General features: G+C 63.5%; 16 protein-coding genes. 6 read left to right on the forward strand and 10 right to left on the reverse strand.

What is annotated here, in order from left to right:
- The first annotated feature begins 123 nt into the window (after window positions 1–123).
- The gene (gene ftsH, locus OIS50_RS18710; protein ID WP_264692160.1) at window positions 124–2,247 is read left to right on the forward strand and encodes an ATP-dependent zinc metalloprotease FtsH; all 2,124 of its coding nucleotides are present in this window, start codon (window positions 124–126) and stop codon (window positions 2,245–2,247) included.
- Between the two features lie 577 nt (window positions 2,248–2,824).
- Here the strand turns inward: ftsH and OIS50_RS18715 are convergent.
- From OIS50_RS18715 to OIS50_RS18730, 4 genes are all read right to left on the reverse strand, one after another.
- Window positions 2,825–3,808 (reverse strand): ABC transporter permease, encoded by a 984-nt coding sequence (locus OIS50_RS18715; protein WP_264692161.1) that lies wholly within the window; start codon window positions 3,806–3,808, stop codon window positions 2,825–2,827.
- Window positions 3,808–4,830 carry an ABC transporter permease gene (locus OIS50_RS18720; protein ID WP_264692162.1) on the reverse strand — a complete coding sequence of 341 codons (1,023 nt, stop codon included), beginning with the start codon at window positions 4,828–4,830 and terminating at the stop codon, window positions 3,808–3,810. The genes OIS50_RS18715 and OIS50_RS18720 overlap by 1 nt, the downstream gene beginning before the upstream one ends.
- Window positions 4,831–4,836: 6 nt before the next feature.
- Window positions 4,837–6,582 (reverse strand): ABC transporter substrate-binding protein, encoded by a 1,746-nt coding sequence (locus OIS50_RS18725; RefSeq protein WP_264692163.1) that lies wholly within the window; start codon window positions 6,580–6,582, stop codon window positions 4,837–4,839.
- Window positions 6,583–6,647: 65 nt separating this feature from the next.
- Window positions 6,648–6,851, reverse strand: a complete 204-nt coding sequence (locus OIS50_RS18730; RefSeq protein ID WP_264692164.1) for a hypothetical protein — start codon at window positions 6,849–6,851, stop codon at window positions 6,648–6,650.
- Between the two features lie 356 nt (window positions 6,852–7,207).
- Between OIS50_RS18730 and OIS50_RS18735 the strand changes: the two genes are divergently transcribed.
- A complete protein-coding gene (locus OIS50_RS18735) occupies window positions 7,208–8,731 on the forward strand; it encodes a hypothetical protein (RefSeq protein WP_264692165.1) in 1,524 nt (507 codons plus the stop codon).
- On the opposite strand, the gene OIS50_RS18740 is transcribed toward OIS50_RS18735, so the two are convergent.
- Complete coding sequence (locus OIS50_RS18740; protein ID WP_264692166.1) at window positions 8,728–9,096, reverse strand: hypothetical protein; 369 nt, start codon at window positions 9,094–9,096, stop codon at window positions 8,728–8,730. The genes OIS50_RS18735 and OIS50_RS18740 overlap by 4 nt on opposite strands.
- A 369-nt stretch (window positions 9,097–9,465) precedes the next feature.
- Here OIS50_RS18740 and OIS50_RS18745 point away from each other — a divergent pair, with 369 nt between their 5' ends.
- The gene (locus OIS50_RS18745; RefSeq protein WP_264692167.1) at window positions 9,466–10,044 is read left to right on the forward strand and encodes a DinB family protein; all 579 of its coding nucleotides are present in this window, start codon (window positions 9,466–9,468) and stop codon (window positions 10,042–10,044) included.
- A gap of 29 nt (window positions 10,045–10,073) precedes the next feature.
- Here the strand turns inward: OIS50_RS18745 and OIS50_RS18750 are convergent, their stop codons facing one another.
- Window positions 10,074–10,877, reverse strand: coding sequence for an outer membrane beta-barrel protein (locus tag OIS50_RS18750; RefSeq protein ID WP_264692168.1), 804 nt, complete (start codon window positions 10,875–10,877; stop codon window positions 10,074–10,076).
- A gap of 137 nt (window positions 10,878–11,014) precedes the next feature.
- Between OIS50_RS18750 and OIS50_RS18755 the strand changes: the two genes are divergently transcribed.
- Together OIS50_RS18755 and OIS50_RS18760 are read left to right on the forward strand one after the other, a co-directional pair.
- On the forward strand, window positions 11,015–17,281 hold the full coding sequence (locus tag OIS50_RS18755) for an alpha-2-macroglobulin family protein (RefSeq protein ID WP_264692169.1): 6,267 nt from the start codon (window positions 11,015–11,017) through the stop codon (window positions 17,279–17,281).
- A 309-nt stretch (window positions 17,282–17,590) separates the two neighbouring features.
- Window positions 17,591–18,142, forward strand: coding sequence for a hypothetical protein (locus OIS50_RS18760; RefSeq protein WP_264692170.1), 552 nt, complete (start codon window positions 17,591–17,593; stop codon window positions 18,140–18,142).
- 83 nt (window positions 18,143–18,225) lie between these two features.
- Here OIS50_RS18760 and OIS50_RS18765 read toward each other — a convergent pair whose 3' ends face one another.
- The 4 genes from OIS50_RS18765 to OIS50_RS18780 all read right to left on the reverse strand — a co-directional run bounded on the left by OIS50_RS18765 (window position 18,226) and on the right by OIS50_RS18780 (window position 24,314).
- Window positions 18,226–18,564: a 2Fe-2S iron-sulfur cluster-binding protein gene (locus OIS50_RS18765; RefSeq protein WP_264692171.1), complete on the reverse strand. Its 339-nt coding sequence runs from the start codon at window positions 18,562–18,564 to the stop codon at window positions 18,226–18,228.
- Between the two features lie 162 nt (window positions 18,565–18,726).
- Window positions 18,727–19,743, reverse strand: coding sequence for an NAD(P)/FAD-dependent oxidoreductase (locus OIS50_RS18770; protein ID WP_264692172.1), 1,017 nt, complete (start codon window positions 19,741–19,743; stop codon window positions 18,727–18,729).
- Between the two features lie 260 nt (window positions 19,744–20,003).
- Window positions 20,004–23,123 (reverse strand): T9SS-dependent M36 family metallopeptidase, encoded by a 3,120-nt coding sequence (locus OIS50_RS18775; protein WP_264692173.1) that lies wholly within the window; start codon window positions 23,121–23,123, stop codon window positions 20,004–20,006.
- A 306-nt stretch (window positions 23,124–23,429) separates the two neighbouring features.
- Window positions 23,430–24,314 (reverse strand): hypothetical protein, encoded by an 885-nt coding sequence (locus tag OIS50_RS18780; RefSeq protein WP_264692174.1) that lies wholly within the window; start codon window positions 24,312–24,314, stop codon window positions 23,430–23,432.
- Window positions 24,315–24,645: 331 nt separating this feature from the next.
- Here OIS50_RS18780 and OIS50_RS18785 point away from each other — a divergent pair, with 331 nt between their 5' ends.
- Window positions 24,646–24,843, forward strand: coding sequence for a hypothetical protein (locus OIS50_RS18785; RefSeq protein ID WP_264692175.1), 198 nt, complete (start codon window positions 24,646–24,648; stop codon window positions 24,841–24,843).
- Window positions 24,844–25,077: the final 234 nt, after the last annotated feature.

Genomic DNA, 25,077 nt, shown 5'->3' on the forward strand with positions numbered 1-25,077 from the left:
GGTGGTGCCGCGTCTGCCCTGCCAACACCTGCTGCCCCGTACATACCGCAGCAGGCCCGAACAAACCGCTGGCGCGGGGTGTTCTCCTTACTGTGCTTCTTTTGTTGAAGACTCTTCTTATACATGCCAGATAACACCCCTTCTCCGAAAAAGAAAAAGCCCATGCTGCCTACGCCCGGTGCCCCGCGCCCCGGTGTGCAGCTGTGGGTGCTGCTCGGGCTGACGGTGCTCGTGTTCGGGTTTTACTACCTGAGCAAGGGCAGCTCGGCCATCGAGATTAAGCAGCAAGAGTTCGAGCAGATGCTGCAGGCCGGCGACGTACGCGACGTAACCCTCGTGAACGACCGCTTGGTGGAGGTGACGCTGAAGCGCGAAGCCCTGCAGAATGCCAAATACAACCAAAAACTGCGTACCCGCGGCCCGCTCGTATCGGACCAGGGGCCGCACTACAACTTCCGCGTAATCGACGGAAAGACCTTTAAGGAAGACTACGACAAGCTGCAGGCCACCATCCCGGCCGAGCAGCGCGTGGGCCTGGGGGTTGATACCCGCACCGGCTTCGGTGAGATATTCACCAACTGGGCTTTCTTTATTATCCTATTGGTGGGCTTCTGGTTCCTGATGCGCCGCATGAGCGGTGCTGCCGGGCCCGGTGGCCAGATCTTCAGCATCGGCAAATCGCGCGCGGCCCTGTTCGAGGGTGGCGACAAGGTGAAAATCACCTTTAAAGACGTGGCCGGCCTGGAGGAAGCCAAAGAGGAAGTGCAGGAAATCGTGGAGTTCCTGAAGAACCCGTCGAAGTTCACCGTATTGGGTGGCAAAATCCCGAAAGGCGCTTTGCTGGTAGGCCCTCCCGGCACGGGCAAAACCCTGCTGGCCAAAGCCGTAGCCGGCGAGGCCGATGTGCCGTTCTTCTCGCTGTCGGGTTCCGACTTTGTGGAGATGTTCGTAGGCGTAGGTGCGGCCCGCGTGCGCGACTTGTTTAAGCAAGCCAAAGCCAAGGCGCCCTGCATCATCTTCATCGACGAAATTGACGCCATTGGCCGCAGCCGCTCGCGCGGCAACGTGCCCGGCGGCAACGACGAACGCGAGAACACGCTGAACTCGCTGCTGGTAGAAATGGACGGCTTCGGCACCGATTCGGGGGTTATCATCCTGGCGGCTACCAACCGCCCCGATACCCTCGACTCCGCGTTGCTGCGCCCCGGCCGTTTCGACCGCCAGATTTCGGTGGACAAGCCCGACATCATTGGCCGTACCCAGATTTTCGGGGTGCACCTGAAGCCACTGGCTTTGTCGCCCGACGTAGACGCCAAAAAGCTGGCTGCCCAGACGCCCGGTTTTGCCGGCGCCGAAATTGCCAACGTCTGCAACGAAGCCGCCCTTATTGCCGCCCGCCGCGACAAGAAGATGGTGACGATGCAGGACTTCCAGGATGCTATCGACCGCGTGATTGGTGGCCTCGAGAAGAAGAACAAGCTTATCTCGCCCGAGGAGAAGAAGATTGTGGCTTACCACGAAGCCGGCCACGCTATTGCGGGCTGGTTCCTGGAGCACGCCGATCCGTTGGTGAAGGTGAGCATTGTGCCGCGCGGTGTAGCCGCCCTAGGTTACGCGCAGTACCTGCCCAAGGAGCAGTTCCTGTACAACACCGAGCAGCTCACCGACGAGATGTGCATGGCCCTAGGTGGTCGTGCCGCCGAGGAGCTGGTGTTCGGCAAGATTTCGACCGGTGCCTTGTCCGATCTGGAGCGCATCACCAAGATGGCCTACAGCATCGTCACGATGTACGGCATGAACCCCAAGCTGGGCAACATCTCCTTCTACGACTCGAAGGGCTCGGGCGAGTACGGCTTCACCAAGCCTTATTCAGAAGCCACGGCCCAGATGATCGACGAAGAAGTGCGAAAGATCATCGAGGATGCTTACAACCGCACGAAGGACTTGCTCACCTTCCGTCGGCAGGAGCTGGAGATAGTTGCCCGCGAACTGCTCGAAAAGGAAATCCTGCTGCAGGACGACCTGGAGCGCCTCGTAGGCAAGCGCCCGTTTGATGCGCAAACCACCTACCAGGCCCATACCGCCGGCACCGACCGCTCCGAAACCCTGAGCGAGCGTAAGCAGGAGCACCCGTTGCCCCTGAGCAACGACTTGCCCGAGCTAAACCTGCCCGGCCACAGCAACGGCTCGTCCGATGGCCAATCGACCACGGAGCCTACGGTACCCACCGGCAGTACTGTTGCCTAGGTGTAAGGCCCGGTTAGTAAGGCTGTTAGCAATAAAAAAAGGAGCCGTTGCCCGTCTGGCAGCGGCTCCTTTTTTTCGGTTGTCTCTTCACTTTAAAGAAAAAAACCGCAGCCAAGGGCCGCGGTTTTTTCAACACACCTATTGCAACAACCTATACAGAAGGACAGCCACTAAGTGGTTAATCCTCCGGAGTATGGTATCTGAGCTGGCACCGCGTTGCAAATCAGCGCCGAGCTTTTATATTGATGTTCGTCCGGCGGCTCCGGATCTTACTTTTTCTGGTTGCTGACGGCCGCCTGATAGGCGCCGTCGGTATTCGAATGGCTAGCTGAACCGTTGGTAGCGGGGTTTCGGCTGCCTTTCTGATACAATGTTAGGGCAAGCCAGGGGTTAAGTAAAGGAAGAAAACGCCTTCTGTGTGACAAGGATTACTTGGTGCTTATTGTGCTCAATCCGAAGACGGGAAGGCCCGCGGAGCGGTGTTTAGGCCGGATTTAGAGCCACTTCGGCCTGCAAGAGTGCATGGTTTGGCCAATCGAAACGCGTAAAAAAGGGCCTGTCTGTGACAAAACAGGCCCTAAAATTTTCGGCTTTTTTGCGCCGAATCGCGCATTTGCGGCCCTGCTAGCAGCACATGCAGCGCCATAACGGTGGCTGCCAGCGGCAGAGCGGCACCCGCAACCAGCCACCAGGCGGCCGGTTCGAGGCGGGCTGTTGCTAGGGTGCGGCCCCAATCGGAGCGGTCGGGCGGCAAGCCTACCCCCAGAAAGGCCAGCGTGGTTTGCAAGGCAATGCACGTGGCGAGGTTGAGCGGCAAAGCAGCCCGCAGGGTGCCCCAGGCGTTGGGTAGTACGTGGCGCAACAGTACCCGGCTTGCCGGAAACCCGGCTGCATAGGCCGCCTCGATGTAGCCCTGGTGCTTTAGCTGAACAACTTGGGTGCGAACCAGGCGGGCGGTGGCAGTCCAGCACGTAAGCGTTAGCAACCCGATTAGCCAGGGCGTAGACGGGGTATGCACGGCCGCGAGCAGCAACACCAGCAGCAAACGCGGCAACGAGCCTAAAAACGTAGTGCTCAGCTGCACCAACTGATCGACGGGCAGGCCTGTGGTGCGCTGGGGCAGAAAGCTGGCCGCTGTGGCGACCAGCGCCGCGCCGGCTACCCACCAAGGCAACTGGCTGGCCGGCATCAGCAGGGCCACCAACAACCCTGCCCCCAAAGCACCTAGGGCAAGCCTAGGTACCCGAATGCCGGCGTTGCCCCAGGAGCCCGCAGCGGCGCCCAGCAGAATGCCCAGCAGCGACGTCAGAACCGCTGCGGGCAAGCTCAGGGTCAGTAACGAATGGGTGCCGGCCACGACATCCGTAAGCACGTCGCGGCCGAATGGGTCGGTGCCAAGCCAGTGCTGCGCCGATGGGGGCAGGTTTATTTGCAGCACATCCACCGGTACAATCAGCCACCGCTCGGGCCAGCACACGGTAAGCCCCGCGGCCACGCCTAGCATCAGCAGCCACGACCCGGCCAGCCAGCGCCCCGCCCGAATTACCGATATCCTGCGCATCAGCTGGTACGGGTGCGAGGGTCAAGAAGCATCTGCATGGCATCGGCCAGTACCCAGGCCATCACGCGCGCCGCCGCTACCAGCAGCACACCGCCGATGAGCACGGGCAAATCGCGACTGGCGGCGGCCTCAGCCAACAGGCGGCCCATACCGGGCAAGGCAAATACCAGCTCTATCACTACCGCGCCGGCTACTACTTCGGGCAGCAACTCGGTAACCCGGCTCACGAACACCGGCAAAGCATTGGGCAACACATGGCGCCACCACACCCGCGCCACCGGCGTGCCTTTGGCCAAGGCCGTGGTTACGTACGGCTGCTGGCATTGCTGGCGCAAGGCGGCCGCAGTTGGTAAAAAAACAGCCGGAAAGCCCGCCAGTACCAAGCTAAGCATGGGTAGCGCCAAGTGGTAGGCCCGATCGAGTACAAAACTGCCCAGCAACGGCTCGGCGCCGGACTCTAGGCCATACGAAGGAAAAAGCGGCCAAAAATCGGGGCTGGCCAGCAATACTAGCAGCAGCAGCGCTACCACGAACAACGGCAGGCTATCGAATAGGTAAGCCACCGGCACCAGCAAGCGGTGCATGGGTGCCCGGCGCGCTGCGGCCACCGCAGCACCTAGGGCCAACAGCGCCGTGAGCAGCAGCGCGGTGCCCGTAAGCGGGAGCGTAACGGCCAACGCCGCACCCAGGTGTTCTTCTACCGCGGTACCATCGCGGTAGGAGGTGCCTAGGTGCCCACGGCTCAGGTGCCCGAGCCAGGTGTGATATTGGTTGTGCCCGCCATGCCAGCGCCAGGGCAGCAGGCTGCAATAAAAAAGCGGCTGCTGCAGGCCCAGGCGCTGGCGGTATTGCTGCTCCGTGGCTGCGCGTGTGGCCGCGCTGGCCGTGGGGGCAAGCTGCTCGGCCACAAACAGCTGCGGCGAGTTGGCCGCTACCGCGCGGCTCAGCAAAAATACCACCGAGGCCACCAGCCACGCCGTGCCCAGGGCCATGCCAATGCGCTTTGCCAGCAGTTTGGCCATGCTTACCTAGGGGCGGCTGCCGGGGGTAAGGGTAAAAGCCGGCAAGTCGTAGCCGGGCTCCAGGCCGCTGGGGCGCACGTTGCCGAAGCGCCGGGCCACAGCCAGCCGGTTGGGCTCGAAAAACAACGGCACCATGGGCATTTGCTGGTACAGCACCGTTTGCAGCTTGTGCAGCAGCTGCACTTTCCGGGCCGAGTCTTCGGTGTTCACGATGCCATCGAGCAGGCGGTCGGAGGCGGCGTTGCCGAAGCGCGTGCGGTTTACCCCGCCTTCGCCAATGCTGCCCGTGTGCAGCAACGGGCGCAAGTCGTACGAAAACGGGTTGCCGTACAAGGTGCGCAGGCACAAATCAAAGTTGCCTTCGCGGCGCAGCGCCGAAAGCTGCCCGGCTTCGGTGGGGTGCAGGCTGATGGGCAGGCCAATCTGGCGGGCTGCCTGCTGCAGCAGCAAGCCAATGGTTTCGTAGGTACGGTCGCCGGCGGCGTAAAACAAGCGCGGCGCCAGCGCCTGCGCGTTGTTGCCGGCGCGCCGCCAGCCGTTGCTGCCACGTTGCCAACCCGCTTGCTGCAACAAGGCCACCGCCTGCTGCGGCGAGTAAGGCCGCAGCGGAAGGCTGTCGTGGTACACCCACTGCTCGCGTGGGCTGATCAGGCTGGTGCTGCGCTGGCCCAGCCCGAACTGCGTGGCCTGCATCAGGCGCTGCGCATCAACCAGCAGGGCCAGGGCCTGGCGCGTACGCGATTCGCTTAAGCTGGGCTGTTGGGTGTTGATTTCCATAACCACCACCCGGTAAGAGGCTGGCGAGTACAGCTGAAATCCTGCCGAGTCGGTTTTGCGCAGCTGCTCAAAGTCGGGGCCCGGCATGTTCGGGTACACATCCAGCTCGCCGCGGCGCATGGCCAGCAGGGCGGTAGCGGCGTTGGGCACCACATGAAACTCGAGGCGGCGCGGATTGGCCACCAGCGGCGAGGCTGCGTTTTTAAGGGCATCGCCCCACCACTTGCTTTTGCGCTCCAACACTACGCGCTGGCCGGCTTGCCAGCTCACCAGCTGGTAGGCACCGCTGCCGCGCACCACGCGCGGGTCGCGCCACTGCTCGCCCCGCCCGAATCGCTGCTGAAACGCTTGCACCGCCGCTACTTGGTTCAGGGTCGAGTCGCCGCTGAGCAGCCGGCGCACGGGCAGCGCCCGCAGCAGGGAGTCGGGGTCGAGCAAATACTCGGGCAACACCGGAAAGTCGCCGCTGGTGGTGCGGTATTCGGGCGCGTAGCCGCGGCACACCAGCGTAAAGCGGCGCGGGTTCTGGGCGTCGAGCTGCACATCCTGCACAAAGCCGAGCGTGTTGCGCAGGCTTTCGTTGGGCAAGCCCGGGCAGGCAATAACCTTCAGGCTAAACACCACATCCGAAGCCAACACTGGGCGGCCGTTGTCCCAGGTGGCTTCGGGGTGTAGTTGGTAGCTGATGTAGGTCAGGGAGTCGGTACGCCGAACGGACGGCATATCGGTGGCCAGCCAAGGCACAAACCGGCGCTTGGCGCCATCCACCGTCAACAAGCTTTGGTAAAGCAGGTTGTTGAGCTGAATGGCATAGGCATTGGGCAGGGTTACCGGGTTCAGCGACTCAGGGTCGCGGGGCCAGCATACCCGTACCGCCGTGGGTACAGCGGCTTGCTTGGAGGGCGACGAGGAACAAGCGCAGCAAACGCAAAGGCTGAGGGCAACAAGCAGCCTAGGTAGTGAGATTTGTAACATGAACCTGGCGCGTCCGGGGTGGTAGGACCGGCCCAAGTTACCGAATGCCGCGCTGAAGAAGCCAATTAGTGCGTTTCGCCCCAGCCGTTGCCACCAATGTTGGGGGTGTTGGTGGGCGGGGGCGGCGGGGTGGTAGTAGTGCCAGAAGTTTGTGCCGCCTGAGATTGGGCCGCACCGGTGGCGCTATTCGTAGTAGCGCTTTGAGTAGTGGTACCAGCACCCAGCAAGGTGCTTAGCTTCAGTAAAGCGATGAGTAGCAGCTCCAACATTGTGGTGAGATTTGGGGTGGACTAGAACCTAGAACACAACAAACATACCAGCAAGGCCGGCCTAAGTAAAGGAAGAAACCCATGTGTATGTGACTGGATATAAGAAAGGTAAATTGTAAAATTAGCTAGCCGAGCACGTTGTAAAATCCTGTTTGATTCAATAGTGCAGACCTCATACCTGAAAAATAGGAGGCATTTGTGACATAGTGCTGCCCAAAATTCTCATCTTGCACAATACAAAAGTGAGGTGGTTGCCCCGTCCTAAAAAGGAAGAAAGTGCGTTGTCTGTGACGCGGGACATATTGCGCCCAACGACCGCCGAAGTTGGCTGACGCGCGTTATTCGAAGGATTTCCGATGCACGAGCTGATAAATTTGGCCAAGATTGTGACAAACCGGCGGCTGCCTACGCTGCCGTTGGTTGACTTTGCCGATAGCTACAATTCGAAATCGAGAGAAGAGCAGTTGCTGGAGTTGCTGGTATCGGGCGAGAGCCTTACCAACATGCAGGTAGCCAAGCGCATTTACAACAGCAGCTCCGCCAGCAGCCAGGCGGCGCTGCGCAAGCTCAAGCAGCGCCTGCAGGAGAAACTGCTCAACCACTTGTTCTTTCTGGATCATACCGATCCGCGGCACCCGGCGTTTCGCCGGTACGAGCAACAGTGCCTCGACTTGCTGTACCAGGCAACCATGCTGTGGCGCGAAAGCGAGCGGGTGTTGCTGCCGCAGGTGCTGCGCAAGGTGGTGCGCCTGGCGGCCAGCGGCGAGTTTACGCAGCAGGAAATCAGCGCCTGGGAAATGCTGCGCACGCTGTATGCCGAGTCGAACGACTACACCCAATACCAGCACAGCGTAAAGCAGCTCGCCACCCTCTACGAAACCCTGAGCGTGGAGCGCGAAGCCCAACGGCTCAACTGGGATGCCAAAATGAAATTGGTGCGCTCGGTATCGGCCCGGCGCCGGCTGCTGCAGGAGCTGCCCGACATCATCGGCAAGCTGGAGCGCATGTACCAGCAGGTGCCCACTTACAACGTGTACGACCCGCTGCTGAAAATGCGCCTGATGCAGCAGGAGCTGAGCGGCAACTTCGAGGAGATAATCAGCATCACCACGGCTGCCGAACAGCTGTTTGCCGAGGGCAAGCTGAACCCCAAGCGTTTCGATAGCCGCTTTACCAAGTTTTACAGCATGTACGCGCACTTACGGGCGCGGCGCATCACGGAGGGGCTGGCGCTGGCCGAGGGCTACCTGGAGGCTTTTCACCGCTCCAACAACAACTGGTTTGCTTTTCTGGAGCTGTATTACCTGCTGGCCATGCACGACGGCGACTACGTGCGGGCCGGCGAGCTGCTCCGCCGCATGCAGCAAAACCCCTTTATGACGAAAATACCGCTGCCGGCGCAGCAGCGGTGGGAGCTGATGCAGGCCTACTTGTTTTTTGTGCGCCCCGAGGAAGCCCGCCTGCGCCCCCTGCACTTTGCGCAGCTGGTGCAGCGCATCCCCGACCACAGCCGCGACAAGCAGGGCTACAACGTGGCCATTCTGATACTGCAGTTTTTGCACTACCTGCGCGAGGGCAACCAGGAGGCCCTGCTGGCCCGCCTCGAAAGCCTGCGCAAATACGAAAAAGCGCACCTGCGCGAAGCTACCACGCTCCGGAGCCGGCTGATGTTCCGGTTGCTGCAGCTCACGGTTAAAGAAAACTTCGACCCCGAAGCCAGCGAGAAAAAAGGCCAGGCGCTGCTGACGCGTTTGCGCGAGACGCCGCCGCCCGGCGAGGCATTTGCCGAAATCGAGATTATACCCTACGAAAACCTGTGGGCGCAAACCCTGGGTTTGCTCCGCGAGCTGCACGCGCAGCAGGAAAAGCTGAACACCTAGGGCCGCTGGGCCGCCACGGCCTGGGCGGGCACGGCGGCCGCGTTGGCCACCAATTGCTCGTAGCGCTGAAGCTGAGCAGGCGTCAGAACGGTTTTCAGCTGCGCGTGGTAGTCGTCGGCCACGGCTTGCAGCTTGGTTTTGCGCACGTCCTGGTCGCCGGCGTACATGCGCTCCACTTCCTGCTCTTGCTGCAGGCGCTGGTAAGTAAGGCTTTTAACTTTCAGAATACGGGCGTCGTCGAGGCCCAGCTGCGGCGTGAGGGCGCGGGTGGCTTCGGCGGCTTTTTGGCTGAGCGTACCGCCGCCCTGGGCAAATGCACCCGTGAAGCAGCAGGCAAGAACAGCGGTTACGAATAGCTTTTTCATGGCGGTGTGTTGGTATTAAGAGTATATTCGATAGGATTTACGTAGCAAATAAAGCGAATATTCTATATTAATCTGAACAATCGCGGTAATTATTTGCACAATATTCCTGTTTTTGGCTTTCCGCTGAGCTCAGCAGTACCAGCAACAGCGCGGCGGCAGCCTTATGCCGCCGCCCCCTGAAGTGCCTGAGCTCTTTCGGTTTGCCTGCCCAACGCCACCTAGGCGGCTTTGGTATAACGGGCCTGCCATAGCAGGTGCGGGTTTGCAGCAAGTGGTTGGCAAAGCCAGGCGGCTGCTGTACCTTGCCGCGGTTGCACGCGCCCGCCCCGTTTTCCCTTCTCCCAGACACGTACCTGCTCACTTAAGCCGATGCCTGCCTCCGCCGCCCTACGTACCGACGCTTTCCTCGATCAGATGACCCGTGCCGTGGAAGAAGCGCGTACCACCGCGCAGGAGCGGTTTCGGCCCCTCAACGAAGACCAGCTGAACCGCCGGCCTTCGCCCAGCAAGTGGAGCGTGGGCCAGTGCCTCGAGCACCTCAACATTATCGGCGGGTTGTACTTGCCCGTGATGAGCCAGCGCGTGCGCAAGGCCCAGGAGCGGGGTACCCGCCCGGCCGAGTACGTGAAAAACGGCTTTATCGGGCGGCGCCTGACCGAAGCCATGCTGACGCCGGCCCGCGAAAAACCGATGAAAGCGCCGCAGCAGTTTGCCCCCAGCGGCTCGCGCCTGCCGCGCACGGTGGTGGAGGTGTTCATCCGCCAGCTCGACGAGCTGCTGAACGTGCTGCACCTGGCCCGCGAGGTAAACGCCAACGCCGTGCGCATCCCCAACGCGCTCATTCCGCTGGTGCGCCTGCGCCTCACCGATCAGTTCGCTTTCCTCATTGCCCACTTGCAGCGCCACGTAGCCCAGGCCGAGCGCGTGCTCGACTCGCAGCCGCGCTAGCTGCCGCGGCCCCCGCGGCCGCCAGCCACCTAGGGCTGCCGTGCCTGACTGGCAGCGCTGTATAAATAGGCTACCGTAAGCTGCACGCTGCTCAGGTAATACTGGTGGCGGCGGTACCGCTCGAGGTGCGCCGGCAGCAATTGCGAAAACACCGGCGCCACGCCCAGCTGCCCCAGCACGCGGCCGCGCCGGTAGCCCACGCCCGCCTCAGCCCCTAGGTAGAGCGGGCGGATATCGGCGCTGCGCCTGCGGCCGAAGTTAAAGCCGTAGCCGCCGCCCGAGCTGCCCAGGTAGCCGTACGTGAGAGCCTCGACGCCACGGTAGCGCTGCGTGCCCGCCAGCGGGCCGCTGGCGTAGTGGCGTTCTTCGTCGTAACGATTGTGGGCCGAGGTGCCCACGCCCGCCAAGCCACCGGCGTAGAGGTGCCAGCCGGCAGGGGCCCGCTTGCCCAGCACCAGCACCACCCGCGCCGCAGCTTGCAGGTAGCTCAGGCTGACGCGGCCTTGCTCGCGGATGAAGACCTCGTCGCGGGTGCCGGCGTACAACAGTTGCTCGCTGCGGTACTGATAGCCTTTGTTGATATTGCCCAGGCTGGCTTGCGCGCTCCACCGGTGCGCGAGTTGCCGTTCGGCCAGCAGCCCCAGCTGCCAGCCCAGCAGCGGCGAGGTGTCCTCGTCTTTTTCGCCCGCTACGCGCACCTGCGAGAGCACCGGCCCGGCCTGCAGCCCCCAGCGCATTTGGGCGGCGCTGGCGTGGGCCAGCAGCAGGCCGCAGCCCGCGGCAGCCAGCCGCAACCAGCTGCTTGGTTGATAGTTAATCGTACAAACAGGCATAGCACTTCGGGATAATTGGTAGGGAATGCAGCCAAGGTACGCGGGCCCGGCGCAAAATATTGCTACTTCGGATGTGGAATCGGGGCCGAAGCCGCATCCAGTTGGCAGAAGCTCCCACCGCTTACCGTGCTTTGCCCATGCGTTTCTTCCTGCTGATTCTGGCCGCCTGGCTGTTGCTGATGGTTGTTCCCTCCAATGCCTCGGCCCCGCCGGCGGGCGGGCCCTACGCCGCGCACTGGAAAAAAATCGACGTGCTGCTGCAGAAAGACCAAACCGAAGCCGCCCAAAAGCTGGTGCTCGGCATCTACGAAAAAGCCCGCGCCGCCCGCCACACCGCCGATTACGTGCGCGCCCTGGTGTACCGCCTGCACCTGCTGCGGCAGCGCGAAGAAGACGCCGACGCCCAAAGCATTCGGCTGCTCGAAGCCGACCTGGGCACGGCCGCGTTTCCGGCCCGGCCCATCGTGCACAGCCTGCTGGCCGAGCAGTACCACCAGTACCTGCGCCAAAACCGCTACCGCCTCTACGAGCGCACCCAGCTGGCCGCCGCCGACTCCCTGGGTGCCGCCGACCTCGCCACCTGGGATGCCGCCCGCCTGGCCGCGCAAGTGGTGCGCCACTACCGTGCTTCCGCCGAAACCGAGGCCGCCCGCCTTCAGCAAACCACCCTGCGCGACCTAGGCCCGCTGGCCACGCCCGCCGATGCCCCGGGCCAGCAGCTGCGCCCCACGCTCTACGACTTGCTGGCCCACCGCGCCATCGAGGCCCTCCGCGACGACGAGCTGTACCTCACCCGGCCCGCCGAGCAGTTTCGCTTTACCGATGCTCGCCTGCTGGCCCCGGCCGAGGCGTTTGCCCAGCTGCCCCTAGGTGCCCCGGCCGCCGACTCGCTCAATGGGCCCCTGCACGCCCTGCGCCTGTGGCAACAGCTCACGGCTTTTCGGCTGCGCGATGCCCAAAACCCGGCTGCCCTGGCCGATGCGGAGCGCCTACGCCTGGCCTTCGTGCATGAGAAAGCCGCCTTCGCCAACAAAACCGCGGCCTACACCGCCGCCCTGCGCCGCGCCCAGCATCGCTACGATGCCTTGCCCGCCTGGGCCGATTTTCAGGCCGAGCTTGCGGAACAGGCCCAGCGCCAAAAGCGCCTCCCCGAAGCCCTGGAGCTGGCGCGGGCGGCCGTGCGGCGCTACCCCAAATCGGTAGGTGCGGCGCGGGCCCAGGGCATCATCAACGAGCTGGAGCGGCCCGAGCTGCAGGTACGTACCGCCGAGGTAGCGCTGCCCAACCAGGCCATGCTGCTGAGCGTGCGCTACCGCAACCTGCGGCAGGTGTACGGCTTTGCCTGGAAGCTGCCCGCCGCGGCCCTGCTGCGCGAGCAGCTGGGCCAGCGCGATGCCGAAATTCCGAAAGCCTACGCCAGGCGCCTGGGAGCCAAGCCCGCCGCCACCTGGACGATGGCCCTGCCCGGCCCCGCCGATTACCGCGCGCACCGCGCCGAGGTAGCCGGGCCAAAACTACCGGCCGGGCACTACCTGGTGTTGTTGAGCACCGCCAACGAACGGCCTGCCCAGGAGCGCGAAAACGTAGCCACCGCCTATGCGTTCGTGTCGGTAAGTGAGCTGGGCGAAGTGCACCGCGCTGCCCCCGCCAGCGGCACCGACCTCTGGACGCTCGACCGCCGCACCGGCCAGCCGCTGGCGGGTGTGGGCGTGCAGCTGTGGTACCAGGAGTATACCAACGGCAAAGAGCGGCACCGCGCCGGCCCCGTGCTGCAAAGCAGCGCCGAGGGCTTTTTGAACGTGCCGCCCGACAACGAACGCCGTGCTTATCAGCAAGCCCTGCTGCTGCGCCGCGGTGCCGACTCGCTGGTGGTGCAAACCAACCTAGGCAACAACCGCGCCTTCCCCAACCGCAACCCCGCCCAGGAGCAGCGCCCGCAGGCGTTCCTTTACACCGACCGCGCCATTTACCGCCCCGGCCAAACGCTTTACTTCAAAGGCATCGTAGCCCAAAAACAAAACGGCCGCAGCCAGGTGCTGCAAAACACCCAAGTGCAAGTGCGCCTGCTCGATGTGAACGGCCAGCCGGTGCAGGAGTTCAGCTTTACCACCTCCGACTACGGCAGCTTTCACGGCTCCGCGGTGCTGCCCACCGGCTTGCTCAACGGGCAAATGCAGCTGCAGGTACGTAGCAAATTCTTCAGCGAAGCGCAGGACCTAGGGCAGGCGTTTATTTCGGTGGAGGATTACAAGCGCCCCACGTTCTTCGTCGCGCTCGATCCGGTAAAAGGCACGCCCAAGCTCGGCGATACGCTCTCGGTGCGGGGCACGGCCACAGCCTACGCCGGCCCGGCCGTGGATGGCGCCACGGTGCAATACCGCGTGGTACGCCGTACGGTGTGGCCCATGTTTGCGTGGGCTGAGCTGGATTTCGGCTTTGGCGGTCCGGGCATCGAGCGCCCATACTTCCCGAACCGCGGAGGCGAGCAGCAAATTGCCACAGGTACCGTCACCACCGATGCGCAGGGCCGCTTCCGGGTAAGCTTCACGGCTACCCCGCCCGACGATGCCGCCAACGACGACACGCCCGACGACGAGGACCAAGACGACTACCGCCCGCCCGGCCCGTGGCGCCCCAGCTACGTGTTCGAGGTAACGGCCGATGTAACCGACCCCAACGGCGAAACGCGCTCCGCCGAGCGCGGCGTTACCCTAGGTGGGCAGCCGCTCAATCTTGCCCTGAGCGGCCCACGTCAGGTAAATCAGCAGCAGATTGGTGATGCGTTTGTGCTGCGCAGTCAGAACGCCACCGGCGAGGCCGTGCCCGCTACCGGCACTCTGCGCCTCTACCGCCTCACGCCGCCGGCGCGCGTGCTGCGCCCGCGCTTGTGGCAACGCCCCGATCAGCCTGGCCTCAGCCGCGAACAGCACCAGCAGCTGTTCCCGCTCGATGCCTGGCTCAGCGAAGACGACCCCGACAAGTGGCCGCGCACCGCGGTAGGCGAGTGGCGCTTCGATACCGGCCAGCGCACCGGGCTGCCGGAGGTTGCCAAAGCCCTAGGTCCTCAAACGCCGGGTGCGTACCTGCTCGAGGCCAACACCACTACCGGCTCCGACACCGCCCGCACCCGCCTGGGCTTCACGCTGTATAACCCCACCGCGCAGCAGTTGCCGTTGCCCGTGCCGCAGTGGCTTACCGCCTTGCGCGATACCGTGGCGCCGGGCCAGGCCGCGCAGGTGCTCATTGGCTCGGGCTTTGAGGCGGTGCAAGCGCGCTTGGAGGTGGAAAGCCAGGGCCAGCTGGTGCGCGCCGAGTGGCTGACGCTGCGCCGCGAGCAGCGCCTCATTGCTTTGCCCACCACGGCCGCCAACGCCGGGCCCATGCACGTGCGGCTGATGTTTGTGCACGCCGGACGCTTCTATCAGCAGGAAGCCACCGTGCAAGTAGCCGAGCCCGAGCGGCCGTTGCAGCTTGCCATCAGCACCTTTCGCGACAAGCTGCAACCGGGCCAGAAGGAAACCTGGCGCGTCACCATTCGCAACAGCCAAAACCAGCCAGCCGCGGCCGAGCTGCTGGCCTCGCTCTACGATCAGTCGCTCGATTACTTCCGCCCGCACGCCTTTGCAAAGCCCGTGTTGCCGCAGCCTTATTTCGGGCAGCGTTTTGCGTGGAGCGGGGCAGGGTTTTGGGCGGATAATTGGCCGTTGCTGATTGCCCGGTTTGCTGGCGAAGCCACGGGCCGGCAGCAATACCTGTACCCCGATTTGCGAACCACGCTGTGGCAATGGCAGCGCGTTGGGAAACCCGGGGAAATTTTGCGGCCCAGAAGCATGGCCGACCGGCAGTTATCGGAAGTAGTGGTAACCGGCTACGGCGGTGGCCGCAACGTGCGCATCCGGGGTGCCAGCACCATGCAGGCTGCCCCAATGGCGGCCAGCGCCCAAAGCAGCGATGCAATGGTAATGGTCGAGGAAGTTGTGGAACACAAAGCCAAGGGTGCCGTGTCCGAAGTCAAAAGAACTCCGCGTGACCTCTCCACCGTACCCGTACGTTCCGACTTCCGCGAAACGGCCCTGTGGGCGCCCGCCGTGCGCACCAACGACAAAGGCGAAGTAGTGCTGGAGTTTCAGATGCCTGAAGCCGTGACGCGCTGGCAGCTGCTCACGCTGGCGCACACGCCCGATTTGCAAACCGGCATGCTGGCGCGGCAGCTCGTCACGCAAAAGCAGCTGATGGTAACGCCCAACGCGCCGCGGTTCTTCCGCGAAGGCGACCAGCTGCGCCTCACCGCCAAAATCAGCAACCTCACCGGCAAAGCCCTAGGTGGCACGGCCCAGCTGCTGCTGCTGGATGCTCGCACCAACCAGCCCATCGACAAGCAACTGCTGCGCGGCAAAGCCCAGGAGAAATTTAAGGTAGCGGCCAACCAAAGCACCACGGTAGGGTGGGAGCTGAGCATTCCGGCCGGGCTTGAGGCCGTAACCTACCGCGTGGTAGCGCAAGCCAAAAACTACTCCGATGGCGAGGAAAACACCCTGCCCGTGCTGCCCAACCGCCTGCTCGTTACCGAGGCGCTGCCCCTTACCGTGCGCGGCAATTCGGTGCGCGCGTTTGAGCTGCGCAAGCTGACGAGCACCACCTCGGCCACGCGCCAGAATCAAAGCCTCACGCTGGAGCTGACGAGCAACCCCGCCTGGTACGCCGTGCAAAGCTTGCCCTACCTGATGGAGTACCCCTACGAGTGCTCCGAGCAGGTATTCTCGCGCCTCTATGCCAACACGCTTGCGGCGCGCATTGTGCAGCAAAACCCGCGCATCCGGCCCGTGCTGGAAGAGTGGAAGCGCGCTGCCGCCAGCGGCGACAAGAACGCGTTGCGCTCCAAACTCGAGCAAAACCAGGAGCTGAAGGCCTTGCTGCTGCAGGAAACCCCGTGGGTGCGCGAAGGGCAGTCGGACACGGAGCGCATGCGTCGCCTGGCCGAGCTGTTCGACGAGGCCCGCCTGCAGGCCGAAACCCAGCGCGCTGCCCAAAAGCTGCAGGAGCTGCAAAGCCCCAGCGGTGCCTTCCCGTGGTTTAAGCAAATGCCCGACAACCGCTACATCACGCAGGTGGTAGTGGCGGGCTTCGGCCGCCTGCGCCGCCTGGGCGCTTTTGATGCCCAGCAAGATGCCCAAACCGCCGATGTGCTCCTCCGCGCCGTGGCTTACCTCGACCGCCAGCTGGCCGCCGATTACGCCCAGCTGCGCCGCCAAAAAGGCCTCAAGCTCACCGACGACCACTTAGGCGACGCCACGCTGCACGCGCTCTACGCCCGCTCGTTTTGGGCCACTGAGCTGCCCGTGCCCGCCGAGGCCAAACCAGCTTACGACTACTACCGCGAGCAAACCGCCAAGTACTGGCCCAAGCGCAACCGCTACCTGCAAGGCTTTGCCGCCGTGGTGCTGCACCGCAACGGCCAGGCCAAACCCGCCCGCGAAGTGCTGGAGGCGCTGCGCCAAAACGCCCTCCGCTCCGACGAACTCGGCATGTATTGGAAGGACGTGCAGCCGGGCTTCTACTGGCAGCAGGCGCCCACCGAAACCCAGGCGCAGCTAATCGAGGCCTTCAGCGAAGTAGCCCCGGCGGATCAGCAGTCGGTAGAGGAAATGAAGCTCTGGCTGCTGGCGCACAAGCGCACCCACAACTGGGAAAGCACCCGCGCCACCGCCGATGCCTGCTACGCTTTGTTGCTGCAAGGCGGGCGCAACTGGCTCGAGCCCGCGCAACCGTTGCAGGTTTCCCTAGGTGCCCAGGCCATCAACACCAGCCAAGGGGCCGAGGCCGGCACCGGCTACCTCAAGCGCAGCTACCCAGCTGCCGAGGTAAAGCCGACCATGGGCAAAGTGCGCGTGCACAAAACCGATGCGGGCGTGGCTTGGGGCGCGCTGTACTGGCAGTACTTCGAGCAGCTCGATAAGATTACGCAGGCCGACAAAGCGCCCATCACGCTCACGCGCCAGCTCTTCCGCGAAAATCCTAGCAACAACGGCCCCGTGCTTACGCCCCTGCAAGCTGCTGCGCCGCTGCGGGTGGGCGAGGTGCTGGTGGTGCGCCTGGTGCTGAAAACCGACCGCGAGCTGGAGTTTGTGCACCTGAAAGACACGCGCGCCGCCGGCCTCGAGCTGATAAGCCAAACCTCGGGCTACCGCTATCAGCAGGGCCTCGGTTACTACGAAAGCCCGCGCGACGCCGCTACCAACTTCTTCATGGATGTACTGCCCCGCGGCACGCACGTGTTCGAGTACCGCCTGCGCGCGGCCCAGGCCGGCGACTTTTCGTCGGGCATCAGCCAGGTGCAGTGCCTCTACGCGCCCGAGTTCACCAGCCACTCGGCCGGGCAGCGGCTGCGCATCGGGCCGCAGTAGTTGAGCACCTAGGGCTTTTCGTTGCTCCGGACCGGAGTTTGGAATCTGGTTGAGGTATTCGGCGTGCACGTCTGCGCAGCCTGTCTGCCCCAGGTTCCAAACTGCGGCCCGACGCAAGGAAAAGCCCTTTGGCTGCCGCCGCCGGGCACGGCAAGGCAGCTCGTCAATACTATTCAACGAGCTTTAGCGTTTGTCATCTTTCCGGGAATAAACAGGCCGCCAGAATGCTATTCGGGCCGGGTTTTGCCTCTTTCCAAGATGATTGGTATTTTTGCGCCCCGGTTGATTTTTGGATTGAGAGGATTGCTGATGATACGAACCGCTTTACTTACGGCTGCTCTGGCCGCTTTTGCTCTGACTACCCACGGCCAACACGGGCGCCGTGCGGCCGTGTCGCACGCCAAGCAGCCCGACACCGCCGGCAAAGTAGCCGTGCCCGTAGGCCCCGCGTTGCCCGGCGAAGAAACGCTTTCGGCCCAGGAGCGCGCCGAGCGCACGTTCATCATGCCGGTGCGTAAGAAAATGCCCTCAGTAGCACGCCCGGCCGCCGCGCCGCGCCCCCAGCTCGACCCCACCAGCACCGACGCGGTAGCCATTGGCCCGCCCACCGCCGAAGAAGCCGCCGAGGAAGCCACCAGCAAAGCCGAAGCCGCCAAAACCACGGCCGCGCGCACGGCCCGCCGCACTTCGGGCCGCCGCAGCAGCACTGCGCACCGCAGCAGCTCGCGCAGCCGGAGCAGCAGCAAAAAAAGCTCGTCGGCTAGGCGCAGCACCTCCAGCAAAAAGAAGAGCACGGCCCGGAAGAGCACCAGCAAATCATCGGCCGCCAAAAAGAAATCCTCGTCGCGCCGTCGGCGCTAACCAAGCATACCTCAACAAAAAAGCACCCCCACTCGGAGGTGCTTTTTTGTTGGTGGCAAGTGCCCGGCGGGCGGCACCTAGGGCTATACGTTCTGCGGCATCAGGCGCACCACCAGGCCATCGAGGCGCGGCGTAATGCGAATCTGGCACGACAAGCGGCTGCCGTTTGACATGATGGGCAACGATTCGAGCATGGCCATTTCGTCGTCGCCGGGCTCGGGCAGCTCGGGGCCGGCCAGCACCTCCACGTGGCAGGTGCCGCACAGCGCCATGCCGCCGCAGGTGGCTTGTATGTCGTAGCCCGAGGCTTTCATCACCTCCATCAGGCTCAGGCCCATATCGGTAGGGGCAACCAGCTCGGTGCGCTGGCCGGGGGCGTCCTCAACGTATACGCGTACTTCCGTAATATCTTCCAAGCTCATAGCAGGAGGTCTTAGTTGTCGGTGGCGAGTTGTCGGGCGCAGCAATTGGCCCAACGGCGGTGCGAAAAAACGCAAAAACCGGGAGCCAACCTGCATCGGCTCCCGGTTCTTGCGCATCAGCCCACCGGACTGACAACTAATAGCCAATAACTGGCAACGGATTTACAGCGTGGGTACCCCGTTTACGGTGGTGTACTTCAGCACGTATTTCTTGTCGGGGAACATGTATTTGTACGCTCCTTGCGCCATCAGGGCCGCCTCGTGGAAGCCGCACAAAATGAGCTTCAGCTTGCCGGGGTAGGTATTGATGTCGCCGATGGCGTACACGCCGGGCACCGAGGTAGAGTAGTCGAGGGTGTTCACCTTCACGGCGTCGTCTTCGAGCTCCAGGCCCCACTCGCCAATCGGGCCGAGCTTGGGCGTGAGGCCGAACAGCGGAATAAAGCTGTCGACGGTGATGGTGTTGGTGCTGCCGTCGTTAGCCGTGATGGTAACGGCCTCCAGCGCCTCCTGGCCGTGCACGTGCGTCACGTTGCTGCTCAGCACCAGGTTTACTTTGCCGGCCTCGTGCAGGGCCTTCACTTTCTCGGCCGAGTCGGCGGCGCCGCGGAAAGTGGTACCGCGGTGCACCAAAGTAACCTCTTTGGCTACGTTGGCCAGGAAAATGGTCCAGTCGAGGGCCGAGTCGCCGCCGCCGGCAATTACGATGCGCTGGTCGCGGAAGGTTTCGGGGTCGCGCACCATGTAGTACACGCCTTTGCCGCCTTCGTACTTCTCGAGCTCCTCGATGGCCGGCTTGCGGGGCTCAAACGAACCCAGGCCGCCGGCAATGGCAATGGCTTTGCAGCGGATTTCGGTGCCGTCGGTGGTGGTGAGCATAAAGGAGCCGTCTTCCAGCTTCTCGAACGACTCGACCCGCTCGCCCAGCGTGAAGGTGGGGTGGAAGGGCTCGATCTGGCGCATCAGGTTCTGCACCAGGTCGCCGGCCAGTACCTCGGGGTAGCCGGGAATGTCGTAAATGGGTTTCTTCGGGTAGATTTCCGACAGCTGGCCGCCTACTTGCGGCAGGGCGTCGACTACGTGGCAGCGGAGCTTAAGCAAACCGGCTTCGAAGACGGCAAACAGCCCCACGGGGCCGGCACCGATGATGCAGATGTCAGTGGAAATGGTAGCGTGCATTACGGAGGTAAAACAATCAGCAATTGCCACCGCGGCCGGTGGCTGCTCGTTTGTATCGGGTAGATAACCAATGCCAAGGGCAAGAGGTTGCCGCTCATGCGAAAACGGTGCGCAAAGGTACGGGGCTTCGGGCAAAACATAGCGCCGCAAGCATAAAGTCGCGGCACCCGGTTGCCGTTGGGCGGGGCCCAAACGCACCACGGGCGGGCGCACCTAGGTGCGCCCGCCCGTGGGTTGGGGTGGCAGCCGGAGGCGGCGCGTTAGTCGCGCAGCTCCATCCGGATAACCTTGCTTTGCGTGCCCGCTACGAGGCGCACAATGTAAAGGCCGCCGCGCAGCTTCTCGCGCACAAACTCGTGGCGGTACTGCTGGCCCACGCGGGCTTCGCCTTCGGCCAGCACGCGCACCACGCGGCCCTGCATGTCAATCACCTCCAACCGGAACGGCCCGTTTTGGGGCACCTCAAACCACAGCGTGGTGCGGCTGTCGGCGGGGTTGGGGGCAGCGCTCAGCATGGCGGCGCTGGTGGGGGCGGCTGCCGGGGCCTGGGCCAGCTCGGTGCCGCACGTGCCCAGCTTGTCGCCGTGGGCCAGGTGGTCGGTGGCACCTAGGGCATCCACGCACAGGGTGCGGCCGTTGTGGCACACCTGCACTTTGTTGTTCTTGTTGCCGCAGCGCATATCCAGCACCGTAATGGTTACCTCGGCGGTTTCCACGCACTGGTTTTTGTCGGTGGCCGTTACCGTAAAGGTGTAGGTGCCGGCCTGCGTGGGCGTAAACACCGTTTGGGCCTCGTTGGGAGTGCTCAGGCCCGTAGCCGGCGCCCAGCGGTACTGCTCGTAGGCGGTGCTGCGGGCAAGCAGCGTTACGCTCTGCGGGCCGTAGCCCAGCACAATGGTGGTGGCGGGCAGGCCGGTACGCTCGGCCGAGTAGGCCGGAATCACGTCGAGCGTGGGCGCCACGCAGGCGTACATGGGCGGCAGATCAAAAGCCTCCACCTGATCGAGGCGGCTGGTGCTCAGGCCCTGCTTGGCGCTGAAGCCCAGGCCGCGGCGGGCAAACACCTGCCAGATCAGCTTCTGGTTTTTGCCGCCGTAGCGCAGCTGGTCGGCTTTCAGGATGGCGTCGCGGGCATCCACGAAGCCCGGGCTGCACGGTTGCAGCTTCAGGCCGTCAATCACCAGGTACATGGCCATGTTGTTGCCGCCGGTGCCGGTGTGCAGGTTGGGGTCGTAGCCGTACTTATCCACCAGGGCCCAGGTCATGTCCCAGATCATGGTTGCCCACACAAAGCCCACGCCGTGCGGCTGCGAGAGGGCCGGGTTGTTGGTGGCGGCGTAGGTGTAGTTGTTGATGGCGAAATCGGTGCTGTACGGGGCCGGCCGGATGCCGCGGCCCGTGGTGGGCTGGCCTTGGGCGTAGGTGCCAATGCCGCGCACCTTGCTGCCTTTGTCGCCGGGCTTCATGGTCAGCATCAGGCCAAACCAGTCGCTCCAGCCCTCGCCGGCCTGCTCGGCGTTGTTGAGGCAGCTCGAGGTAAGGCGGCCGCCCGTCAGGCGCGTCGAAATGCCGTGGCCGTACTCGTGGGCGATAATGCCGTTGTCGAAGTCGCCGTCGATTTCGGGGCCCGAGCCGGCGTTTTTCAGCGCAATGCGGGTTTCGGCGCCCAGGTCGAGCAAGGCGCGCAACGCGGCGCCGTCTTCCTGGCTGATCATTACGGCCGGCACCGTTACCGGCGCCACCGGCGAGCCGCCCATCACGATGGGCGCGCCCGGGGCGTTGTTAATCACGATTACGGCCGTGGCACCGGCTTGCTGTGCGTTCAGCACCTTGGTGGCAAAGTCGCAGGAGCCGCGGTACACCACCGCAAAGTTGCCGGCTATGGCGCCGGCGTTGCTCAGGGCGGTGCAGCCTTGCTCGCTGGTGCCGCTGGCGGTGGCCACCAGCACTGCCTTGCCCTCGAGCGGCGTGGCCGTAAGGGGCTTGCTGAAGGCGGCCTCCACGGCCGGGTACGTAGCCGCGGCGCGGGCCGGGGCCGTTATCCGGAACATCTCCCGGTCGGGGATGCCGCTCCACAGGTACATCTGCATGCGCGGCCGGAACCCATCGATGGGCGTGGCGAAGTTGGCGTTGTTGCGGGTGGTAGCAATGTTGCGGCTATCCTGGGCCTCGGCGCGCACGTCGTCGTTGGCGCCGGGTGCGCCGGTATAGTTCGTCACCTGGAAGTTGCCGCTGGCCTCGTCGAACCCGTAGCGCTGCCACACGTCGTGCATCATGTTGCTCAGGTAGAACAAGTTGGTGATGGCCGCGTCGCGGTAGGTTACGGGCTGCTTGGTTAAGTCAACGGGGAAGTCGAACAAGAGCGCAGCGCCGCCATCGGGGCTGTAGTTGATGGCGCCGTTGTTGTTGTTGGTGGGGTCCTCGTAGGCGTGCACGTTGTTGCCCCGCGTAGTGGTAAACTCGGGCCCGGCTGCGCCGTTGGTGTCGTGCCAGCCGAAGGGCGAGGCCACGGCATCGGCAGTGGTGCCGCTCACGTACTCGCGCGGGCCGTGGCTGGGGCTTTCGGCGGGCAGGGCATACACGTTGTAGGCGTTGCTGGCCGGTGCCGCGTAGGGCGCTGGTGCCACGGCGGCCTGCTGGGCAAAGGGGGCCAGCAGCGGGTGCGCATCGCCCAGCGCCACGCCGCCCGGGCCGTGGTTATCAAACTCGCAGTGGGTTACCAGGTTGTTTTTATCGAGCACCTCGCCGGTGCTGGCATCCAGCCTGATTTCCCACCAGTTCAGGGCATTCAGCTCGTAAATCGATACCTCCCAGGCCAGGCGCAGGCTGCCATCGGCGAGGGGTTGGTACACCAGCTTGGCCGTAATGGGCTCGAGCGAAATGCCACCGGTGCCAAACACGGTGCTGCGGTCGGGCTCGGTGCTGCGGCTGCGCGCCGCTACCGGCCCTTTGGGGCTAAGCCCTAGGTGCCGGGCGGCCGCCGCCACGGCGGCATCGGCCGTGAGCGTGGCCTTGCTCACCTTGGCGCGGCGGCCGAGGTTGTTGTAGAAGCGGTTGGCCACGTGCACCACCTCGTCGGTACGGTTGGTGTTTACCGTGCTAATGGCGTTGTGAATCTCGACGCCGCGGTACCGCTGCTGCACGTACAAGTGGCGCATGCCGTTGTGCTTGCTCACGGTTTCGCTGCTCAGCACCAGGCTGCTGAGGTCGTCGTCGGCTAGCTGCAACGATTTTTGCTGCTGCCGAAGTTGCTGGGCCACGCGCGCGGGCACGTCGTGGGTGCGGGCCTCGGGTCGGGTTTGCGCAAAACCGGCAGCGCCAGCCAGCAGCAGTGCCGAAAATAGCAGCGGCCGCCCTAGGGTAAGTACATGGTTTGGCATAGAATAGTAGGTAAAGTGAGTATTGATGAGGTAATATATTTGTATTTATATAATATGTCATATAATGTTATTTATAATCATATGTTCTCTGAATTGTGCTAAGTGCCAGTGCCACTGCTTTTACCATGCCCAGCACCTAGGGGCGCAGCGCGATAAGCGCCACCACGCCGCCGCAGCGCTGGTTTTTAAGCAGGTGGCCCAAGGCGCAGCACGCCGCGCGACCTAGGCCAGCGCCCAACACACACAACAGCCGGTGCAGGGAGGGCCCGCACCGGCTGTTGGGCCAGTCAGCGTTTGGCGCAGGGGTTAGCGGCCCCGGCCGTACCGGTCAAAATCGTCGTCTAGGTCGCGCCCGCGTCGGTTGCCGTAGCTGCCGCTGCGGCCGTAGTCGTCGTCGAGGCCACCCGAAAACTCGTTGCCGAACGACGAGCCGTACATCGAGGTATCGTACGAACCGTAGTTCGAGCCATAGTTCAGGTTGTTGCGGCCCATGTCGCCGGCGCTGTCCGCGCCGCTCATGCCGGCGCCGCGGTGGCTGCCGCCGCGGTAGTTATCGGTGTTGTCGTAGCTGTTGCGGCTGTTCCTGTTATCGGAGTTGCCTAGGTGGCGGTCCATGTCGCGGCTGAATGATTGGTCGCGGCCGCTCATGCCCATGCTGCTGCGGCCCGACGAGCCGTAGTTGCTGCTGCCGTAGCCATCGTAGTCGAAGTTGTCGCCGCCGCGGCCTCGGCTGCTCATATCGCCGCGGTTGCTGCCGCCATAGCCGCCCGTGTTGCGGCTGCGGCCGTAGTCGTCGTTGCCGTACATCGACGACGACGAGAAGGAACCCATGCCGCCCGAATAGCCGCCGCGGCCTTGCATGCCGTAGCCGCGCGAGTCATCGTCCATGCGGCCCGTCATGTCGCCCATTCCAAAGTCGGAGCGGCGGCCGTAGCCTTGCGTGTTGCCCATGCCGCCTTGCGTGTCGCGGCCGCTGCGGTAGTCGTTATAATCCGGGCCCGTGCCGTAGCCGCCCTGGTTACGCCCCGAGCCGCCCTGCCCCGCGTACATGCCGCCGCGCGAATCGCCGTAATCCGAACCCCGGCCATAGCTGCTGCGGTCTTGGTAGTCGTGGTTGCCACCCGAGTGCTGGTTGCGGTTGCGCTGTTCGTATCGGTCGTCGTCGGGGCGGTGCTGATTGTGATTTGCCATGGTACAAAAGGGTTTTGGTTTGGCCTTGTTGTACCACCCCCCAAACCGAAAGGTTACTGGTCGAGGTAGGGGATAAGTGGGCTATTGTTCAGCTTGTTAGCTGATAACGAATTGGCGGGCAAACGCTTTGGCAGGCCGGGTGGAGTTATCAGACGGGCCAGCCCCGGCATTGTTTTTTGGGGTTCAGGCATCAGCCGGAGCCCTGCTCGCAGGGCGCCGCGGCCGCCCTCCGGCGCCCGCCTCAGCAGCCCAAACCCGCGTGGCCCAGGGCCGCCCAATTGGCTACCCGGCAGCCGGCAATGTTACGATAATGTTACCTACTTTTGCTTGCATGAGACTCAAGCGCCTGTCCGAGTTGCCGCCGCGCATCCAGGGTATGCTTGATAAGCTATTGCTTGCCGCGCTCGTTTTGCTGGTTCTCATCAGCATGCGTTCCTGCGTGCGCAACGTGGCCGATGCCATTGGCCTGGGCACCCTTACCGCCGCGGAGCACCAGGCACGCGAACGGTCGCACCTGCCTTCCGACTGATGCCCCATAATTATGCCTAGCCACCTAGGCGCCCCCAACTGCCAACTTTGGCGCAGCGGTTGCGGCCAGCCTTGCAGCACGGGTAGCAGATGGGTTCGCACAGACGAAGCATGAAATGCAATTAATTCTTGCTTCGATTACTATATTGCTTGCATTCTATATTATTAGGTATGAAGCAAGCTATACCCAATTGGTTGCTACTAGTCGTTCTGGCTTTGTTGGGTGCGCAGGCAG

It is taken from the genome of Hymenobacter sp. YIM 151858-1, from assembly GCF_025979705.1.
GTDB lineage: Bacteria > Bacteroidota > Bacteroidia > Cytophagales > Hymenobacteraceae > Solirubrum.

Bases quoted from the DNA above. Each gene is read 5' to 3' on its own strand.
- ftsH (WP_264692160.1), top strand. From the start codon at position 124: ATGCCAGATAACACCCCTTCTCCGAAAAAGAAAAAGCCCATGCTGCCT.
- OIS50_RS18715 (WP_264692161.1), bottom strand. From the start codon at position 3,808: ATGCGCAGGATATCGGTAATTCGGGCGGGGCGCTGGCTGGCCGGGTCG.
- OIS50_RS18720 (WP_264692162.1), bottom strand. From the start codon at position 4,830: ATGGCCAAACTGCTGGCAAAGCGCATTGGCATGGCCCTGGGCACGGCG.
- OIS50_RS18725 (WP_264692163.1), bottom strand. From the start codon at position 6,582: ATGTTACAAATCTCACTACCTAGGCTGCTTGTTGCCCTCAGCCTTTGC.
- OIS50_RS18730 (WP_264692164.1), bottom strand. From the start codon at position 6,851: ATGTTGGAGCTGCTACTCATCGCTTTACTGAAGCTAAGCACCTTGCTG.
- OIS50_RS18735 (WP_264692165.1), top strand. From the start codon at position 7,208: ATGCACGAGCTGATAAATTTGGCCAAGATTGTGACAAACCGGCGGCTG.
- OIS50_RS18740 (WP_264692166.1), bottom strand. From the start codon at position 9,096: ATGAAAAAGCTATTCGTAACCGCTGTTCTTGCCTGCTGCTTCACGGGT.
- OIS50_RS18745 (WP_264692167.1), top strand. From the start codon at position 9,466: ATGCCTGCCTCCGCCGCCCTACGTACCGACGCTTTCCTCGATCAGATG.
- OIS50_RS18750 (WP_264692168.1), bottom strand. From the start codon at position 10,877: ATGCCTGTTTGTACGATTAACTATCAACCAAGCAGCTGGTTGCGGCTG.
- OIS50_RS18755 (WP_264692169.1), top strand. From the start codon at position 11,015: ATGCGTTTCTTCCTGCTGATTCTGGCCGCCTGGCTGTTGCTGATGGTT.
- OIS50_RS18760 (WP_264692170.1), top strand. From the start codon at position 17,591: ATGATACGAACCGCTTTACTTACGGCTGCTCTGGCCGCTTTTGCTCTG.
- OIS50_RS18765 (WP_264692171.1), bottom strand. From the start codon at position 18,564: ATGAGCTTGGAAGATATTACGGAAGTACGCGTATACGTTGAGGACGCC.
- OIS50_RS18770 (WP_264692172.1), bottom strand. From the start codon at position 19,743: ATGCACGCTACCATTTCCACTGACATCTGCATCATCGGTGCCGGCCCC.
- OIS50_RS18775 (WP_264692173.1), bottom strand. From the start codon at position 23,123: ATGCCAAACCATGTACTTACCCTAGGGCGGCCGCTGCTATTTTCGGCA.
- OIS50_RS18780 (WP_264692174.1), bottom strand. From the start codon at position 24,314: ATGGCAAATCACAATCAGCACCGCCCCGACGACGACCGATACGAACAG.
- OIS50_RS18785 (WP_264692175.1), top strand. From the start codon at position 24,646: ATGAGACTCAAGCGCCTGTCCGAGTTGCCGCCGCGCATCCAGGGTATG.